Source organism: Mucilaginibacter inviolabilis, from assembly GCF_011089895.1.
GTDB lineage: Bacteria > Bacteroidota > Bacteroidia > Sphingobacteriales > Sphingobacteriaceae > Mucilaginibacter > Mucilaginibacter inviolabilis.
The window spans coordinates 1,856,580-1,875,313 of the sequence record NZ_JAANAT010000001.1 but is presented as its reverse complement, the minus strand read 5'-3'; the positions used below and the strand labels follow the sequence as shown (position 1 = coordinate 1,875,313).

Below are 18,734 nucleotides of genomic sequence, written 5' to 3'. Positions count from 1 at the left end.
GGGGGCTCTTATAGTACCCCTTTAGTACTTGGTAAAACCATCTTATCTACATCACGTTTTACGGCCATTTTTATTGCCTTGGCAAAGGCTTTAAATATCGCTTCGATTTTGTGATGCTCGTTTTGCCCTTCGGCTTTAATGTTTAGATTGCATTTGGCTGCGTCTGAGAACGATTTGAAGAAATGATAAAACATTTCTGTTGGTACGTCGCCTACTTTTTCGCGGTTAAACTCTGCTTCCCAAACAATCCAGTTTCTGCCGCCGAAATCAATAGCAGCTTGCGCCAGACAATCGTCCATAGGCAGGCAAAAACCATAGCGTTCAATGCCTTTTTTGTTACCTAAAGCTTCCGCAAAAACCTCACCCAAGGCTATGCCGGTATCTTCAATGGTATGATGCTCGTCGATATGCAGATCGCCTTTGGCAATTACTTCCAGGTCGATGCTGCCGTGGCGGGCAATCTGATCCAACATGTGATCAAAGAAGTTCAAACCGGTAGATACTTTGGCTTCGCCGGTACCATCCAGGTTTATTTTGATGTAGATGTCGGTTTCTTTAGTGGTACGGCGGTGTTTAATCACACGCTGACCCAGTTTCAGAAACTCGTAGATCTGTTGCCAGTCGGTAGTTTCCAGTACAATGGTATCGCCAATATGATCAGCTTCGGTAAATTCAGCGCCGCCTAGTCCCGATTCATTGTTGATCCAGATGGCTTTTGCGCCTAAATTACGGGCCAGCAGTACATCGTTTTTACGGTCGCCGATGGTGAATGAACCCGGCAGGTCATATTTTTCAGTATCGAAATATTGGGTAAGCAGGGCAGTACCCGGTTTACGTGTCGGCGCTTTTTCGGCAGGGAAGGTACGGTCGATCACGATGTTGTCGAACTTTACACCCTCAGCTTCAAATGTTTTTAATATGAAATTATGCACCGGCCAAAAAGTATCTTCCGGGTACGATGCCGTGCCCAAACCATCTTGGTTGGTAATCATCACCAGTTCAAAATCAAGCTCTTTGACAATTTTGGGCAGATAAGTTAACGCGCCGGGATAAAATTCCAGCTTTTCAAAAGAATCTATCTGCTCATCGGCAGGTTCTTTGATCAGCGTACCGTCGCGGTCAACAAATAATATTTTCCGTTTCATTTAAAATAATTACTGATTTAGTGAATTATTGAATTAGTGATTTCTTCCTTCTTTGTACAAAAAGATCCACCTGGATATTTATTTAAAACTTTTTAAGGTATCAAGTAATATGGTATTTTCATCGGGCGTGCCAACGGTGATGCGCAGGCAGCCTTCGCAAAGCTCCACTTTGGCACGGTTGCGTATAATGATGCCTTTGCTTACCAGGTAGTCGTAGATACGGTTGGCATCGGTTGTTTTCACGAGGATAAAGTTAGCATCTGATGGGTAAATATCCAGTACAAAATCAAAATTCTTGAGTTCAAGCACCAATCTGTCGCGCTGTGTCAATGTTTCCTTGATCCAGCTGTTGATCTGGTCGATATTGGCGAGTGCCTCCAAAGCCAGTTGTTGCGAAGCCTCGTTTACATTGTAAGGTGGTTTTACCTTGTTCATCACCTCGATGATCTCCTCGCTGGCAAAGGCCATACCTATGCGTAAACCGGCCAGTCCCCAGGCTTTTGACAGGGTTTGTAAAACCACCAAGTTGGCATATTCAGTTAATTCCTGTATAAATGTTTTTTGGCGACTGAAATTGATATATGCCTCATCTACAATCACCAGGCCGTTAAAGTTGGCCAGCAGGGTTTCCACATCCGCACGGTTAATGGAATTGCCGGTTGGGTTGTTGGGTGAACAAATGAAGATCAGCTTGGTACGCTCGTCAATAGCTTCGGCAATGCCTTCCAGATTAAGCTGGTAATCTTCGGTGAGTAGAACTTTGCGGGCCTCCACATCATTGATATTGGCCGATACCTGGTACATACCGTAAGTAGGGGGCACGATGATCACATTGTCCACACCGGGGTTGCAGAAACTGCGGAAAAGGATGTCGATAGCCTCATCGCTGCCATTGCCTATAAAAATATTGCGGGGCGGTACACCTTTAATTTCGGTGATACGCTTTTTTAGCTGATACTGTAAAGGATCGGGGTAGCGGTTAAACTGCTGGTTCAGCGGCGATCCAAACGCGTTTTCATTAGCATCCAGGAAAACACTGGCCTCGCCCTGATACTCATCCCGTGCAGAGGAGTAGGGGGTTAGGTTTTTGATGTTTTCGCGGAGTATATTGTTGATATTGTACATGGTTCTTTCAAATTTTTCCTGTCATTCTGAGCGTAGCGAAGAATCTAATCGTTGAATAGATCCTTCGTCCCTCAGGATGACAAACTTTTAATTATTAGTCCTTATTGATACCGCATTCCGATGCGCGTGCAAGCCTTCCAACTCGGCCAAAATTTCAACTGATGGGCCGATATTCTGAATGCCTTCTCGGGTGATGTGCTGAAAGGTGATCTTCTTAACAAAAGAGTCAACCGAAACACCTGAATATGCACGAGCATAGCTGCTGGTAGGCAGCGTATGATTGGTTCCTGAGGCATAATCGCCGGCGCTTTCAGGGGTTAAATTACCCAGGAATACCGAGCCCGCGTTGATGATAAAACCGATGATCTCTTTCCACCTTTCGGTAGCCAGTATCAAGTGCTCTGGTGCATACTGATTGCTGAAATCCATAGCTTTCTCTAAACTGGAAGCAACTACGATGTACGAGTTGTCAATAGCCAGTTTAGCTATTTCGGCACGGGGTAAAGTAGGTAGTTGTTTCTCTACTTCGGCCAGCGTTTCCTGTGCTATTTTAGCAGAGGTACAAACCAATACCGATTGACTATCAATACCATGTTCGGCCTGAGCCAAAAGATCTGCGGCGATGTAGGCCGGGGTAGCGGTTTCATCCGCAATCACCAATACTTCCGACGGGCCTGCAGGCATATCAATAGCTGTTGTGGTAGTTGACTGGATAATGGTTTTTGCTTTAGTAACAAATTGATTACCAGGTCCAAATATCTTGTCAACTTTAGTGATGCTTTCGGTGCCATAAGCCATGGCCGCGATAGCCTGCGAACCACCTGCCAGGTATATTCTATCGATACCCAATAGCAAGGCTACATAAGCGATAAAGGCATTCACTTTACCATTTTTTTGCGGTGGCGAACACACCACAATTTCATGACAACCGGCTATGCGTGCCGGGATACCGAGCATTAAAAAAGTGCTTGGCAGTACTGCTGTACCACCGGGAATATACAAACCCACTTTTTCAATTGGCCGTAATTCGCGCCAGCAGGTAACGCCAGGCATGGTTTCTACTTTATCCTCGGTTTTTAACTGCGCCTTGTGAAATTTATGGATATTGTTGTATGCTGTTTGCAGCGCGGCTTTTTGCTCTGCAGATACCGATTCGGCCAGTTCTTCCAGGTCGGTTTTGTCCAGGTACAGGTTGCTTAATTCAACCTTGTCAAACTGGCTGGCATAATCGTACAAAGCACGGTCGCCGTGTTGCTGTACGTTGGCAATAACCTCTTCAACAATGGTACGGATCTCATTGGCCGGGTCAACATTACGCTGAACCAGTTTCTGGATATCGGTAACAGAAAGTTCTGAATAATTATAAAGCTGCAGCCCCCCCTGCCCCCTAAAGGGGGAGCCGGAAGTTGGGGAAGACCCAGTTGGTTCTGTATTTTCCATATTACATTATGCTATTCAAAAATTCCCCCTTTAGGGGGGTAGGGGGCGGTCTTATAAAATTATCTTCTCAATCGGCATTACTACAATGCCTTGCGCGCCGGCTTGTTTTAGCTGACTTATCCTGTCCCAGAAATCACGCTCAGGGATTACGGTGTGTACCGCAACCCATTCTGGTTCGGCCAATGGCACTACCGACGGGCTTTTTACGCCCGGCAATAAAGCGGTTACTGCCTTAAGGTTACCTACATGAACGTTAAGTACCACGTACTTAGTTTCTTTAGCACGCAAAACGGATTGGATACGCTGAATTAGCTCCTGTACCAGGTGATTATCCTCGATAGTTTTGCAGCCGATAAGCACCGCTTCTGACGACATTACATCGGCAAATGGTTTTAGTCCGTTACTTTTTAAAGTACCGCCTGTTGAAACAAGGTCGCAGATGGCATCACTCAGGCCAAGGCCCGGAGAGATCTCTACCGAACCGGATATGGTACGGATATCTGACTGAATACCTTGCTGTTGCAGGAACTTACCTAAAATAACAGGGTAGGTGGTAGCGATGGCTTTGCCGTTCAGGTCGCTCAGGTTTTGAATATTGTTGTTGTTGGGTACGGCTATTTTGAGTGAGCATTTGCCAAAACCAAGGCGTTGCAGATAGCTTACTTCAACCTCGGTTTCCTGAATCACGTTTTCGCCAACGATACCCAGATCGGCAATGCCATCCTGAACATATTCAGGAATATCATCATCGCGCAGAAAAAGGATCTCTAAAGGGAAATTGGAAACGGGGGAGATAAGCGAGCTTTTGTAATTTTCGAAATTTAAGCCGCAATTTTTTAATAATTCAACAGATTTTTCGTTGAGACGACCAGATTTCTGGATCGCTATTTTAAGTGTTTTCAAAAGATTGAATTTAAGAAACTATGATAAAAAAGAGTATAAACGGGGGTTGTTATTTCGCGTAGAAACATACATATTAGCTGATCACCACATGGTGGTGATGCAGATGAAGATGATGTAGTGCGATGCCGTTCATTTTTATATAGTAAAACTATGGATTAGCTGTCGCAAATATAGACAGATGTTTTTTAAATCAAAGTTTCTGAATCAGAATTTTCTGAATTTTAGGATTTTCTGAATTATGCCCTATAATTTGCCCGCTAAATTGAATTATTGAAAATTTGTGTTCCGTAAATTCTAAAATTCTTTAATGCTGATTCAGATCCTCATATTCATAAATAGCACCCTCTTCGCCAAAATCTTTGATCAGCTTCAGCGATTTTACTTTTTGAATATCTTTTAGGTTGATCAGTTCGGGGTTTTCAAGCACATTAAACCAGATGAGGTAGAAATGTTTCTTTTTATAGAAACTGGCAATGTCTTTTTTGAAGAAACGGTGCGGAACCAGGTACGACGACATGCCCGAAAAGAAATAAACCGCCTCATGCGCATCGGTGTAAATGGTAACCTTTGGCTTAAACATGTTTTTATCAATATGTTTCAAATAAGCCGCAAAAGGCGATTCGATCCAGCTATTGTCGGTATAGCCCGGGTTGCCATATTGGTCGGCTATCTGGTCGCTGTAGCGGGCTTTATCAATCAAAAACTCCTTGGTTACAAAGCCCAGCATCAGTACTATAAACAAAGCGGCTACTATTCTGCGGGTTGCTATACTGCTAATCTTCTTCAAAATGAGCAAGCCCCAACTGGTATAACCCCAAAGCGCCGGAATAAAAATTGGCGCCAGTAAACGGTGATTGATACGTTCGTAACGCGAAAAGGTGGAGGAAACGATAATGAACAGTCCATAAACCAAAGCAAAAGTAATGGCCAGGTTTTCAAAACTATCCAGCCGGCGGCGATAGTAATTGTAAGCCAAAGCTGCTATAAAGCCCAGCAGCATAATGGTAGCAATCGGTGTAGCCAGGTAGTACTGATTGGGGGTAAAGCCCATCCAATCGCACATTACGGTACCAAAATAGTACAGGTTTTTACCAAAGGAGGTAATAGAAGGTTCGCGCGGCCCGGTTGTAGTGCCCGACATAAACGCGTTGAACAACAGATTGCCTACCAGCAGCGATATACAAACAAAACCGTATATCATAATATGTACGATTTTCTTTTTAAGTGGCAACACCCTGTCTAACAATAAAAGCAACCCACCGGTGCCTACAATGGTGACCGCAGCATAACGGGTAATACAGCTGATAGCAGCAATAATAGCGGCCACCAGTAATGGTTTAAGCGTATGTTTTAAAAGGTATTGCCTGAAAGCTACCAGGAAGATTAAGGTTTCCAGAATAAATAAAGTCTCCGACCATAAATAGGAGTATACCTGCAACAAGGCCGGGCTCAGTATAATGGCCACCAGCATCAGCCATTTATAAACGCGTGATGTGGGTACAAAACGATGCATAATCCAGCCGCTGAAATATATTAAGGTGGCAAACATCAGCCCGTTCAGAACCGAACCAAAAACAACCGGATCAATACGGGTGATGAATTTGATAATACCCAGAAAAATAGGGTAGAACACCGGGAAATCAACTATGGGGAGATGATTAAATGTTTGCAGCGTACCGTTGGTGTTTAAACTGCGGGCAGCGCTCACATACATGATTGAATCGGGCGAGATGCCGATACCGCTATAACTGCAAAATATACGCACAGCGAAAAATCCAAGCAGTGCGGCTATAAAAGTATCATAGTTCTTCAGGTAGCGGTTTAGTTGCATGTGATGTTTTACTGGTTAATAGTGGTAAAAGTTGTATAGAGCGAAAATGTTTTAAAAAAGTAGAGCCCCCTCTAAACGGCGCAGCCCTCATGAACACATTAAGAGCGAATCACCGTGAATAATCTCCCCCTAAAGGGTGAGACTTTTAGAATCCATTTTTTAAAGCCCTCTCCCTTTAGGGGAGGGTTGGGTGGGGCTCTTATTTTATTTGATCCAACACCGTACTAATCGGCTGGTCGCTGTCTATTAATATACCTTTAACACCGGCGGCGGTTCCGGCTTCTACGTCGCGCTCACGGTCGCCTATAAAATAAGATAAGGCAGGGTCGATATCGTATTTCGCAATGCCTTGTAATAATAGTCCTGGTTTTGGTTTGCGACAATCGCAATCGCCGGTAAACTGAGGATGGTGCGGGCAATAAAAAAAGTCGGTAATTTCCACACCATGCTCGTGGTAGGTCTGCTTTAACAAACTGTGCATTTTACCCAGTTCTTCTTCGGTATACCAGCCTTTGGCCAGGCCGCCCTGGTTAGTGGCTACCAACAGTATATAACCTCGATCCTGCAGGGTTTTTAGTGCTTCAAAATTATCCAGGATATGAAAATCCTCCAGGCGGCGCACATAGTCGCCCATTTCCTGATTAAGTACCCCATCACGATCTAAAAAAACGGCTTTATTTTTTGCTGGCATCAGTTTTAAATTTTGTGCGAAGTTAACAATTCTAAAATTTAGGTTAAAAGGTAGGCATATCTTTAATCGGCGTCGACTCACCCGCCCATTGCTTCGCTCGGGCACCCTCTCTTTAGCTTCGTTGGAGAGAGGGGTTCGGATTCTTGCTTCTTTGTCATCCTGAACGGAGTGAAGGATCTATTTTGCGATTAAAAGTTCAAAAATAGATACTTCGTTCCTCAGCATGACAAATAGTTTTTTTACCATCTTTCCGCCGTAGGCGAAGAGAGGGTCGGCGAGCGCAACGATGCCGGGGTGAGTCGATAACGAATCGGTTAATGTAAGTTGTACACTATTTAAAAACAGTCATTATCCTATAGGATACATAGAGAAATCGCACAAAATTTAATTCTGTTATAATAAAAATTACCGCTGCTATAACTGAATATTGCTTTGTTTGTGCAACTTTATATCGATTCTAAATAGTAAAATATCGTGTTTCATTTTCTTAATCATAATATTCTGTATTTTTTGTTATCGATTTGTTAAATAAACATTACTTCGGTAATGGATTTTTTAGATATTTTAAAAAATAACCGATAATTTTATAATTTATGTGGGATTTAGTAATTTCGTGATTACACCCTTTTTATAAAACTGGTTTAAATTTTACGATGAATCAAACTGAGAGCCACCAGGGCCTTTACCGGCCAGAATTTGAACACGACTCCTGCGGAACAGGATTTATAACCAATATTAACGGTCATAAATCTTACCAGATCATTGACGATGCGCTAACTATGTTGGAAAACATGGAACACCGCGGCGCTTGCGGATGCGATCCTGAAACCGGCGACGGCGCAGGTATACTGATACAATTGCCACATGAATTTTTCATGGAAGAATGCTCAAACCTGGAGATCAGCCTGCCTGAACCCGGTGAGTATGGTGTGGGGATGATATTTTTTCCAAAAGATTCGGCACAAAAGAAAGCATGCCGAAATGTGATCACCAATGCTATTGAAAAGCTGGGTTTGATCAAGTTAGGCTATCGTAAGCTTACTGTCGATTCGATGGCTGTTGGCGAAACCGCCCGCCAGGCCGAACCGGATGTTGAGCAGATTTTTATTGCCCGCCCGGGCAGCATTACCAATGCCGATGATTTTGAACGTAAACTGTTTATATTAAGAAGGTATATTAATAAAACCATCGTCGAAACTATTCCCGGCGCCGGTGAGCATTTTTATTTTACATCATTATCATGTAAAACCATTGTTTATAAAGGGCAGGTTACTACCTATCAACTGCGTAAATATTATTCAGATCTGAACGATCCGCGTATCGCATCTGGCTTTGCCATGATCCACTCGCGTTTCTCTACCAATACCTTCCCGTCATGGAAATTGGCGCAACCTTTCCGCCTGATTGCCCATAACGGCGAGATTAATACCCTTACCGGTAACTTAAACTGGTTCTACTCTGGTTTAAAATCTTATGCTTCGACCTATTTCAGTGCCGAAGAAATGGAGATGATCATGCCGGTGATCGACAATAACCAGTCCGACTCTGCCTGTCTGGATAATATCATCGAGATATTACTGCATTCAGGCCGTTCATTACCACATGTAATGATGATGCTGATCCCCGAAGCATGGGACGGCAACGAGCAGATGGATCCGGTTAAAAAAGCATTCTACGAATATCATGCTACTTTAATGGAGCCATGGGATGGCCCTGCCGCTATCAGCTTTACCGATGGTAAACTGGTTGGCGCTGTACTTGATCGTAATGGTCTGCGCCCGTTGCGTTATGTGATCACTAATGATAACCGTGTAATTGCAGCTTCAGAGGCAGGCACACTGGCTATTGACGAAAGTACCGTAGTACGTAAAGGACGTTTACAGCCCGGTAAAATGCTATTGATTGATACCGAAAAAGGCAGGATCATTACCGATGATGAAATAAAAAAAGAGATTAGCGGACAACAACCATATGGCCGCTGGCTGGAAAACTATAAAATAAACCTGGGCGAACTGGCCGAACCGCGTTTGGCATTTGCCAGCCTGTCTGAGTCGGCAGTGTTCCGTTACCAGCAGGTATTTGGCTACAGCCGCGAGGATATCGACACTATCATTAAACCAATGGCGGTTGATGGTAAAGAGCCTGTAGGTTCTATGGGTACGGATGTGCCTCTGGCTATCCTGTCTGACAAACCACAGCACCTGTCGAGCTATTTTAAACAGTTTTTTGCCCAGGTTACCAACCCGCCGATAGATCCTATCCGCGAGCGTTTGGTAATGAGTTTGGCTACCTTCATCGGCAACAACGGTAACCTGTTGGATGAAGATAAAATGCACTGCCATTGCGTAGTGTTAAAACACCCGATATTAAAAAATCACCAGTTAGAGAAACTGCGCAGTATTGATACCGGTTTGTTCCATGCTAAAACCCTGCAAACTTATTTTAATGCCGATGGCATGCCGGGTTCACTGGAAAAAGGTATAGCCAGACTTTGCCGCTATGCCGAAGATGCGGTTGATGACGGTTTTGAGGTATTGATCCTGTCGGATCGTGCGGTGGATTCTGAACATGCGCCTATACCATCACTACTGGCAGTATCTGCGGTTCACCATCATTTGGTTAAGATCGGTCGCCGCGGTGCAGTAGGCCTGGTTGTGGAAACCGGCGATGCCTGGGAAGTACACCATTTTGCCTGCTTGCTGGCTTTTGGTGCAACGGCTATCAATCCTTACCTGGCCCTGTCAACCATCGAAACTATCAAAAACAATGGCAGCCTGGAAACCAGCCTGGATATCAAGTATCTGCAAAAGAATTATGTAAAATCTGTAAACGATGGCTTGCTGAAGATCTTCTCTAAAATGGGGATCTCTACCTTGCAGTCATACCACGGATCACAGGTGTTTGAAATATTAGGTTTGAACAAAGCTGTTGTTGATCGTTATTTCTGCGGTGCTGTAAGTCGCATAGGCGGTTTAGGTCTGGATGAAATTGCCCGCGAAGCTCTTTGCAAACACCGCATTGGTTTTAGTGCAAAAGCGGCTGATAACTTACTGCCCGAAGGTGGTATCTATCAGTGGAAACGTCGTGGTGAAGCCCACTTGTTTAACCCAACTACTGTACACTTATTACAGCATGCTACCCGTACTAATGACTACGAAGTATATAAAAACTACGCTAAAGTAATTAACGAGCAAACCGAAAAGCATTTCACCATCCGTGGCCTGCTTGATTTTGCCCATCACCGTGAGGCCATCACCATTGATGAGGTTGAACCGGCCGAAAACATCATGAAACGCTTTGCAACGGGCGCCATGTCATTCGGTTCTATCTCGCATGAGGCACACAGCACCATGGCTATCGCCATGAATCGCATTGGCGGTAAAAGTAATACCGGCGAAGGTGGTGAAGACGAAATGCGCTATGAAATATTGCCAAACGGCGATTCGATGCGTTCGGCTATTAAACAGATCGCTTCGGCTCGTTTTGGTGTAACCTCCAATTATTTGACTAATGCAGATGAGCTGCAGATAAAAATGGCCCAGGGTGCAAAACCGGGCGAAGGCGGACAATTACCCGGTCATAAAGTGGACGACTGGATCGCTAAAACCCGTCACTCTACACCGGGTGTTGGTTTGATCTCTCCGCCACCGCACCACGATATTTATTCTATCGAAGATTTGGCTCAATTGATATTCGACTTAAAGAATGCCAACCGCGCCGCGCGTATCAACGTAAAACTGGTTTCAAAAGCAGGCGTAGGTACTATTGCTGCGGGGGTTGCCAAAGCACACGCCGATGTGATCCTGATTGCCGGATATGATGGTGGTACAGGCGCATCGCCAATAAGCTCTGTAAAACACGCGGGCTTACCATGGGAACTTGGTTTAACCGAGGCTCATCAAACCCTGGTACGCAACAAACTGCGTAGCCGTGTGGTATTGCAAACAGATGGTCAGTTAAAAACCGGTCGTGACCTGGCTATTGCCGCCCTGATGGGTGCCGAAGAATGGGGCGTAGCTACTGCTGCCCTTGTTGCCGGCGGCTGTATCATGATGCGCAAATGCCACCTGAACACCTGCCCGGTAGGTGTGGCCACACAAGATCCTGAATTGCGTAAGCTATTCTCTGGCAAGCCTGAGCATGTGGTGAACTTGTTTAAGTTTATGGCCGAAGAGCTGCGCGAAATCATGGCCGAACTGGGCTTCCGTACCATCAATGAGATGGTGGGCCGTGTTCAGTTCCTGAAAGTAAAAGACCACCTGGATAACTGGAAAGCTAAAAAGATTGATCTTTCCGGCATCCTGCACCCGGTAACCAATACCAAAGGCATGACCCTGTACAACAGCGAAAGCCAGGATCATGGCATGGCCGATATCCTGGACTGGAAACTGGTGGAAAGCGCTAAAGCAGCCTTGGAAGATAAAACGCCTGTATTTGCATCATTTGATGTGATCAACGTTAACCGTACCATCGGTACTTTGTTATCCAACGAAGTATCTAAAAAATATGGATCGGCAGGATTACCGGATAATACCATCAACTACAAGTTTAAAGGTTCAGCCGGTCAAAGCTTCGGCGCGTTTGCCACTAAAGGTTTATCCTTTGAGCTGGAAGGCGAAGCAAATGACTATGTAGGTAAAGGTTTATCAGGAGCACAACTGGCTATTTACCCGGCAGGTAATGCCACTTTTGTACCAAAAGATAATATCATCATCGGTAACGTGGCCCTGTATGGCGCTACATCCGGCGAGGTATTCATCGGCGGTATGGCAGGCGAGCGTTTCGCGGTGCGTAACTCCGGTGCAACAACAGTTGTTGAAGGTATAGGCGACCACGGTTGCGAATACATGACCGGCGGTCGTGCGTTGATCCTGGGACAAACAGGCAGAAACTTCGCGGCGGGTATGAGCGGTGGTATAGCCTGGGTATACAATCCGGAAGGTACTTTTGCCGAAAACTGCAACACCGAGATGGTTGACCTTGATCCGCTATCTGCACAGGATGGGGAACAAATACAGGCATTGTTACGCAAGCACATCAGCTTAACCGGCAGCAAACTGGCACAGCAGATCCTGAGCAATTGGGCGCAAGCATCTACACAGTTTGTAAAAGTGTATCCGAAAGAGTATAAAAAAGCAATAGAGAAATTACAATATCAAACAATAGGCTAAATTTCAATGGGAAAACCAACAGGATTTCAGGAGTTTAACAGGGAGTTACCAACCAAGACCCCCGCTGCTGAACGCGTAAAAAACTATAAAGAGTTTGTTAATTTATATACCGACGAAAAGCTGAACCAGCAATCGGCCAGGTGTATGAATTGCGGTATTCCGTTTTGCCATTCGGGATGCCCGCTGGGTAATATTATTCCGGAGTTTAACGATGCGGTTTATCGTAAAAACTGGGAAGAGGCTTACCATATTTTATCGTCAACCAATAATTTCCCCGAGTTTACAGGCCGTATATGTCCAGCTCCGTGCGAGTCGGCATGTGTGCTGGGTATCAACAAACCCGCTGTAGCTATTGAGGAAATTGAGAAACATATTATCGAGATCGCTTACCAGAAAAACCTGGTAAAACAGACGGCTCCACTGGTTAAAACCGGTAAAAAGGTAGCTGTGGTAGGTTCAGGTCCGGCAGGATTGGCTGCTGCAGCGCAGCTCACCAAGGCAGGCCACGCGGTAACCGTTTACGAACGCGACGACAAACCAGGAGGCCTGTTACGTTATGGCATCCCCGATTTTAAACTGGAAAAATGGGTAGTTGAGCGCCGAATCGAAGTGATGGAGAAAGATGGTGTTGTATTTAAATGCAACAGCGAGGTTGGTGTTAACGTAGCTGCTGATGAACTGGTACGCAGTCATGATGCTGTAGTACTGGCAGGCGGTTCAACCATCCCGCGTAACCTGAACATCCCGGGCCGCGAGTTAAAAGGCATTCATTTCGCGATGGACTTTTTGAAACAGCAAAACAAACGGGTAAGCGATATTCAGGTTCAGGGTGAAGATATCCTGGTTACCGGTAAAGATGTGGTAGTCATTGGCGGTGGCGACACCGGTTCTGACTGCGTAGGTACATCAAACCGCCAGGGTGCCAGCTCTATCAAACAATTTGAGGTGATGTTTCAGCCGCCAGAGCAGCGCACCAAACACATGCCATGGCCAACTTACCCTATGGTGATGAAAACCACCAGTTCGCACGAAGAAGGCGCTGAGCGTTTCTGGGGCGTAAACACTTTGGAGTTTTTAGGTGATGCCGAAGGTAACCTTAGAGCCCTTAAAGTAGTTGATGTAGAGTGGGAGCAGGATTTCCTGGGTCGCCCGGTAAAATTCAACGTGGTCGAAGGTTCTGAGCGCGAAATACCTTGTCAGCGTGTATTCCTGGCGATGGGCTTTTTACATCCGCAGCATGAAGGTTTGATCCAGCAGTTGGGAGTTGAGCTTGACGAGCGTAAAAACGTAAAAGCAAAAGAAGGTGTGTACCGTACCAATGTAAGCAAAGTATTTACCGCAGGCGATATGCGCCGCGGACAATCACTGGTGGTATGGGCCATATCTGAGGGCCGCGAAACCGCCCGCAAGGTTGACGAGTTTTTGATGGGGCATTCCGTGCTCGAAAGCAAAGACGCCGTTAACCAATTTGACCAAGTATTCTAATTAGTGTGTTCTAATTGAATTATAAATCCAAATCCAAAAGCCGGGCTCTTGAAAAAGACCCGGCTTTTTTGTTATAGGATAAGCTTTATTTAGCCGCGTTGGCAAGTTCCTCTTTATTTTGTTGTTTAAGTTTGGGTATCATGCCTTTGGCCTGCTGCTGCCAGTTGGCTTTCTTAACTGATCCGTCAAAATAGGCATGATAGCTGCTGAAATCCAATTTGGTTGAAGCGGGAGAATAAGGACCGCATATACCTATGTATGATGTGTTTTCTTCGCTATATGTCCGGTTGTACTTAAATACATAGTAAATACCGCTTTTATCTGATAGAGTACCTAATGAGGTTATATTTTGTGGCATATCATCATCGTCTGTATTAACCAGTGATTGGTAAAGGTTGATTTTAGCAAACTCAGCCTGGCTTTTATATTTAAGCGGAACGCGTGATAACTGTTTTTCATTATTCAGGGTTTCCATCAAATTATAACGGTTCTCTATACTATCCATAAGTTGATTTATCAGTTTCTGATCTGTAACCAAATGATTCATTAGGCGGGTAGTGACGGCAGTATATAATTGATTCCCGGTTTTATCACCGCGGATAAATTTTGCTGTAAATGATTCTGTTACAGGTTGGTTTTTCACTGATTGCATCAGCCGGAGATAATAATAACCAGATGAAAACCATTTGTTGTTAGCCGTATCTGTTTTAGAAAGGTATGCATCCAAATCGGTTTGAGCATATTGTGTCAGATCATTAAAATGGGTTTTTAAAAGAGGAAGGTATTTCTCTTTAACTTCTGTATACTGCATCTGCTGCGTAATGGACAGCAGTTCTTTACGATAATCCGGATATTTCAACAACGGTATCAGGCGTTTAAAGTTAGCAGCAGCATACTCAATCGAATCATTTAGAGGTCCAAAAGCCGGGTAAATATTTTCGCTTTTTAAAACAGGCGAATTGGTTAAAAGATCAAGATAGATATCATAACCCTCCTTTTTATTTATCCTGGGGATGGCAGCTAATATGTTTAGCTTTATTTCATCGCCTGTATCCGGGTTTTTAAAAAGTGAGGTTAGTTTGCTGATAGTTTGGGTGTCATTTACTTTTTCCAGGACTTCAACCAATTTTGCGCGGGTACCTGTACTACTGGTATCATCAGCATATTTCTTATCAAGTGCCTTGTAAATAAAAGGAAGTTCTTCCTTTTCGAATTTATAATAGGAGAGGGCTCCGTGCGCTGCTTTATAAATGCTTGTATCGGTAGCTAAGAGACCGTTGGTGATCAATTCGGCCTTTGAAGCATTCAGATCAATTGAAGGGTTAGTACCTGTTTTGATCAGGGAATTATAAAAAGCGTTGTTGTTTTCGTCAAACAACTCATCATTGGCCATAAACCCAAAAAAATAAAGCAAGTGGCCATTGTCAATAAATAAGCGATACCGTCTTTTTTCCTTGGTTTCCCTTTTTTCTGATATAAACTCGCGGCCCTTCAAACCGTTTACCAGGATCGTATCTGTTTTGATGAGAGAGTCGGGATAATGAACAAACTTAGGAATAAGGTAATTATATAAAGAGTCGACATTTTTTATACGGTAGTATTTATTGATAGTAGCATGCTCCAAAATATACAAGCCGCCCGATGCCGGGTTAGTTGAATACGTGTCTGAAACGGATGTCAAAAATGAAGTATAGTCATGCGTGGTATCAGAGGCAGTTTTTAATATGGAAAAACCCGCTGCCGAAAAAGCGCTGTCGTCAATTTTAAATGGCTTCAGCGTTTGTTTAATATAAGGCAGAAACTTAAACGACTCAAAAAAGCCGTCCATGGGCTGCTCTTTGGATCCTTCCTGAAGGTTTTGCTTCATTAAAAGGTAGATCCGGTTTCCGCGCACAAATATCTGTGCCTTGCAGTTGTATTTTTCGGCAAGCATAAAACCAAACTCCCGGCCCTCATACCCATCCTTAAATATTTGTTTGATTTTGCCAACCTGTGTCCCTTTTGATTTTATTTCGTTTACCAGGGCATCAAAAACCTTACTCTTATAAGCCAGATACTTTTGCGCCGGATAATCATTATAACGTATAATATAGTTTTCTAAATTAACAGTATCCGTTATATAATAGATCTTCATTTTGAAAGACTCCCCGTGAATATCGCTGGGATCGGGTGTTTCTTTTTCGAGCAATTTGAGCTGACCGGGTACATGCAGTGAAAATGCTGCAGTATCATTTTTTATAGTAATCCAGTCCGGATTGATTTTTGAAGTTGGTTTGAAACTTTTAAATGAATTGAAAAAACGATCGGCATAGGCTGAATTGAGCGTTGCTTCATTATTGCCGCCATACAGGCAATACAGGTAGTTGTTAGTATATAACAAGCGATATTTTAAAACATTATTACCCGATCTCATAACGATATCGATACCTTTTAAGCCGGCTATCACTACTGGTTTTTGACTTAGTATATTATTCTTCTTATCGGCCTTAAACCGGTTAATCATGTCCTGCATCACTTCTATTTGATTTGCCGGTTTTTGATCTGAGCCTTTTTTTATAGCAAATGCACCAAAGAAAGCATCATTGGCAATATCGGCATACACGGTGGTGCTTACACCCAAAAACACATTGGTTTTGATGGGTTTAAAGGGAAAGGCTATAGAATATCCGTTGTTTTCTTCGGTATAAGTTTGCCATTGGAGTTTGGAGTAATCGGTGTTATAGTTGTTGGCAATACCTGTAAAACCAGCACTTACAGGTGTTAAGGTATAACCTGCTTTTCTGAGTAGTGAAATGATGCCATTTTCGCCAGGCAGGTGGGCAACACCAACAGCCGTAAACAGTGATTGATCTTTCATATGCTGAATCATGCCGTTTGCCATAACTTTGTTGCGGGCAATAATTTCATCAGTACCCATGTTGTGTTCATCCATAAATGCCAAAATACTTTCTAGGTTACCGGTGCTGTATATCTTGGTCATCTGTTCGGTATTTTCAAGGTCTGCTTCTTCATTATCATCAAGCAGATCTTCTAATTTTGATTTCAGGTCGGCTTTTGATCCAAAAATTTCGTCATACTGTTGCGAGGTATTCTCAAGTCCGTAGATGTTTTTACCCAAACCGCGCGCCACGCCATATAAGTAAGCATCAACAACGGTCTTTTTATCATCCGCCTTTTTCTTTTCAGGTTTCATCATAGATTCCAGCTGAACAGGATCGATGTTGCCCATTGGGTATCCGTTCTTTTCCCGGAAGCGTTTGGCCAGCCTGTCATAATTATTTTTACTCAGCAGTTTGCGGATACTGCGGGTACTATCTTTTTCGCGAATGGTTTCAAACATTTTACCGATCAGCGTATCCGGATGTACTTCAAGCGCAAAAGCCTGCGTATTTTGAATAGCCAGCATTACCGAATCGCTAAAACCAAAAGCGCGTTTATCTTTTACATGCATGGTGCCAAACAGGTATGAAGGTTTGGCTAAACCTTTGCCACTGATACGCCAAAGCAAAGTGTAGCTGCCTTTTTGCTGGGCCGTAACAGTTAACACAGAAATAAAAAAGAAGAGCATGAACAGGGCGCATCGTTTCAGGATGGCCAAAATAGAGCGACCGTTGCATAATGTCTGCAAGAGCTTGGCAAGATAAGGTTGGGTCATAATAAATAATCAAAAACCGTTTCAAATAACGGTTTGCTAATATAACAGATATTATTATGCCGTAAATAAACAGGGCGTGAATTTTTTGAGGGCATGTCCTAAAAAAATTCACGCCTTGAAATGGCTTTTAAGAAGAATTGTGATTTTTACAAAGCAGGCTGCATCCCTGTAGCGATACCGATCCTGTTCCAGGCGCTGATGTTGATGATGGCCATGATTACCTGGGCCAGGTATTTTTCGCCCAGGAGGCGTTCGGCTTCTTCGTAGGTTTTGTCGGATACGTGATTTTGTATCAGGGTCACCTCTTCGGTCAGGGCCAATATAGCACGCTCTTCTTCGGTAAAGAAAGGCGTTTCGCGCCAGGCGTTCAGGGCGTAGATACGTTGTTCGGTCTCGCCGTTTTTGCGGGCATCTTTGGTGTGCGCGTCTATACAATAAGCACAGCCGTTTAATTGTGATGCACGTATTTTGATGAGTTCCTGATGAGTTTTGGTTAAGCTGCTGTTGGCAACATAACTGCTTAAAACGCCTAGTGCTTTATATGCTTCAGGATCTGCTTTTTTGATTAAGATTCTTGTTTTCATTTTCTTTTGTTTTTTGTGATACCCAAAGATCAGGACAAAACATACCTCAAAAAATGAATCAAGATTAAGAAAAACAGTGTTGATTAAACTTTTTTGGCCCGTATTTTACTCATAAACTGCGGCGTAAAGCCCAAGTAGGAGGCCAGCATATATTGTGGTATACGCTGTATAAAATCGGGGAAAAGACTGTTGAAATGGCGATAACGTTCTTCATCGCTCATGCTGTAAATGTATTCAATGCGCTTTTGTGAAGCAATAAAGGCACGCTGCTGCACTATCCGGAAATAACGCTCCAGACTGGGGGCTTTTTCAAAAAGCTCTTCCAGTTTGGGTTTGCTGATGCTGACGATTTCGGAATTTTCAACTGCCTGAATATAGTAGCTCGATGGTTGCGTATTTTCAAAACTCCCCAGATCGCTCATCCACCAGTTTTCGATAGCAAACTGGGTTATTTGTTCATTGAGTTTTTTGTTGATGAAATACAGACGCAAACATCCTTTGCTTACAAAATATAACTCGCGGCAAACATGATCAGGCTCCAGCAGAAAGGTTTTCTTCTTAAACTGCTTTATAGTTACCACCGAATTGATCAACTCCACATCAGCATCATGAAGCTCTACGAATTTTTTGATATGGTTGGTAAGGTTGTTCAGCATAATTGTTCATCCGAAGATAATAAGAATTGCGGCATCTTCTGGTAAGAG

General features: G+C 43.7%; 11 protein-coding genes. 2 read left to right on the top strand and 9 right to left on the bottom strand.

Translation table 11 applies throughout. The annotated features are described in order from the left end of the window. Window positions 1-8: 8 nt before the first annotated feature. The 6 genes from hisB to G7092_RS07440 form a co-directional block, all read right to left on the bottom strand. The gene (gene hisB, locus G7092_RS07465; RefSeq protein ID WP_166087748.1) at window positions 9-1,145 is read right to left on the bottom strand and encodes a bifunctional histidinol-phosphatase/imidazoleglycerol-phosphate dehydratase HisB; all 1,137 of its coding nucleotides are present in this window, start codon (window positions 1,143-1,145) and stop codon (window positions 9-11) included. Window positions 1,146-1,223: 78 nt separating this feature from the next. After that, window positions 1,224-2,270, bottom strand: coding sequence for a histidinol-phosphate transaminase (gene hisC / locus G7092_RS07460; RefSeq protein ID WP_166087746.1), 1,047 nt, complete (start codon window positions 2,268-2,270; stop codon window positions 1,224-1,226). 87 nt (window positions 2,271-2,357) lie between these two features. Beyond that, a complete protein-coding gene (hisD, locus tag G7092_RS07455; protein WP_166087745.1) occupies window positions 2,358-3,710 on the bottom strand; it encodes a histidinol dehydrogenase in 1,353 nt (450 codons plus the stop codon). A gap of 51 nt (window positions 3,711-3,761) precedes the next feature. Beyond that, complete coding sequence (gene hisG / locus G7092_RS07450; protein ID WP_166087743.1) at window positions 3,762-4,613, bottom strand: ATP phosphoribosyltransferase; 852 nt, start codon at window positions 4,611-4,613, stop codon at window positions 3,762-3,764. Window positions 4,614-4,917: 304 nt separating this feature from the next. Beyond that, entirely contained in the window at window positions 4,918-6,444 is a 1,527-nt protein-coding gene (locus G7092_RS07445; protein ID WP_166087741.1) for a hypothetical protein, read from the bottom strand. Window positions 6,445-6,643: 199 nt separating this feature from the next. Further along, window positions 6,644-7,135: a D-glycero-alpha-D-manno-heptose-1,7-bisphosphate 7-phosphatase gene (locus G7092_RS07440; protein WP_166087739.1), complete on the bottom strand. Its 492-nt coding sequence runs from the start codon at window positions 7,133-7,135 to the stop codon at window positions 6,644-6,646. A 653-nt stretch (window positions 7,136-7,788) separates the two neighbouring features. Here G7092_RS07440 and gltB point away from each other — a divergent pair. Then, complete coding sequence (gene gltB / locus G7092_RS07435; RefSeq protein ID WP_166087738.1) at window positions 7,789-12,306, top strand: glutamate synthase large subunit; 4,518 nt, start codon at window positions 7,789-7,791, stop codon at window positions 12,304-12,306. Between the two features lie 6 nt (window positions 12,307-12,312). After that, entirely contained in the window at window positions 12,313-13,791 is a 1,479-nt protein-coding gene (locus tag G7092_RS07430) for a glutamate synthase subunit beta (RefSeq protein ID WP_166087736.1), read from the top strand. 85 nt (window positions 13,792-13,876) lie between these two features. On the opposite strand, the gene G7092_RS07425 is transcribed toward G7092_RS07430, so the two are convergent. The 3 genes from G7092_RS07425 to G7092_RS07415 all read right to left on the bottom strand — a co-directional run bounded on the left by G7092_RS07425 (window position 13,877) and on the right by G7092_RS07415 (window position 18,686). Beyond that, entirely contained in the window at window positions 13,877-17,446 is a 3,570-nt protein-coding gene (locus G7092_RS07425) for a TraB/GumN family protein (RefSeq protein WP_166087734.1), read from the bottom strand. 146 nt (window positions 17,447-17,592) lie between these two features. Continuing rightward, window positions 17,593-18,030 carry a carboxymuconolactone decarboxylase family protein gene (locus G7092_RS07420; RefSeq protein WP_166087732.1) on the bottom strand — a complete coding sequence of 146 codons (438 nt, stop codon included), beginning with the start codon at window positions 18,028-18,030 and terminating at the stop codon, window positions 17,593-17,595. 83 nt (window positions 18,031-18,113) lie between these two features. Next, window positions 18,114-18,686 (bottom strand): Crp/Fnr family transcriptional regulator, encoded by a 573-nt coding sequence (locus G7092_RS07415; protein ID WP_166087730.1) that lies wholly within the window; start codon window positions 18,684-18,686, stop codon window positions 18,114-18,116. Between the last annotated feature and the right edge of the window lie 48 nt (window positions 18,687-18,734).

Excerpts from the sequence above, each read along its gene's own strand:
- hisB (WP_166087748.1), bottom strand. The coding sequence starts at position 1,145 with ATGAAACGGAAAATATTATTTGTTGACCGCGACGGTACGCTGATCAAA.
- hisC (WP_166087746.1), bottom strand. The coding sequence starts at position 2,270 with ATGTACAATATCAACAATATACTCCGCGAAAACATCAAAAACCTAACC.
- hisD (WP_166087745.1), bottom strand. The coding sequence starts at position 3,710 with ATGGAAAATACAGAACCAACTGGGTCTTCCCCAACTTCCGGCTCCCCC.
- G7092_RS07445 (WP_166087741.1), bottom strand. The coding sequence starts at position 6,444 with ATGCAACTAAACCGCTACCTGAAGAACTATGATACTTTTATAGCCGCA.
- G7092_RS07440 (WP_166087739.1), bottom strand. The coding sequence starts at position 7,135 with ATGCCAGCAAAAAATAAAGCCGTTTTTTTAGATCGTGATGGGGTACTT.
- gltB (WP_166087738.1), top strand. The coding sequence starts at position 7,789 with ATGAATCAAACTGAGAGCCACCAGGGCCTTTACCGGCCAGAATTTGAA.
- G7092_RS07430 (WP_166087736.1), top strand. The coding sequence starts at position 12,313 with ATGGGAAAACCAACAGGATTTCAGGAGTTTAACAGGGAGTTACCAACC.
- G7092_RS07425 (WP_166087734.1), bottom strand. The coding sequence starts at position 17,446 with ATGACCCAACCTTATCTTGCCAAGCTCTTGCAGACATTATGCAACGGT.
- G7092_RS07420 (WP_166087732.1), bottom strand. The coding sequence starts at position 18,030 with ATGAAAACAAGAATCTTAATCAAAAAAGCAGATCCTGAAGCATATAAA.
- G7092_RS07415 (WP_166087730.1), bottom strand. The coding sequence starts at position 18,686 with ATGCTGAACAACCTTACCAACCATATCAAAAAATTCGTAGAGCTTCAT.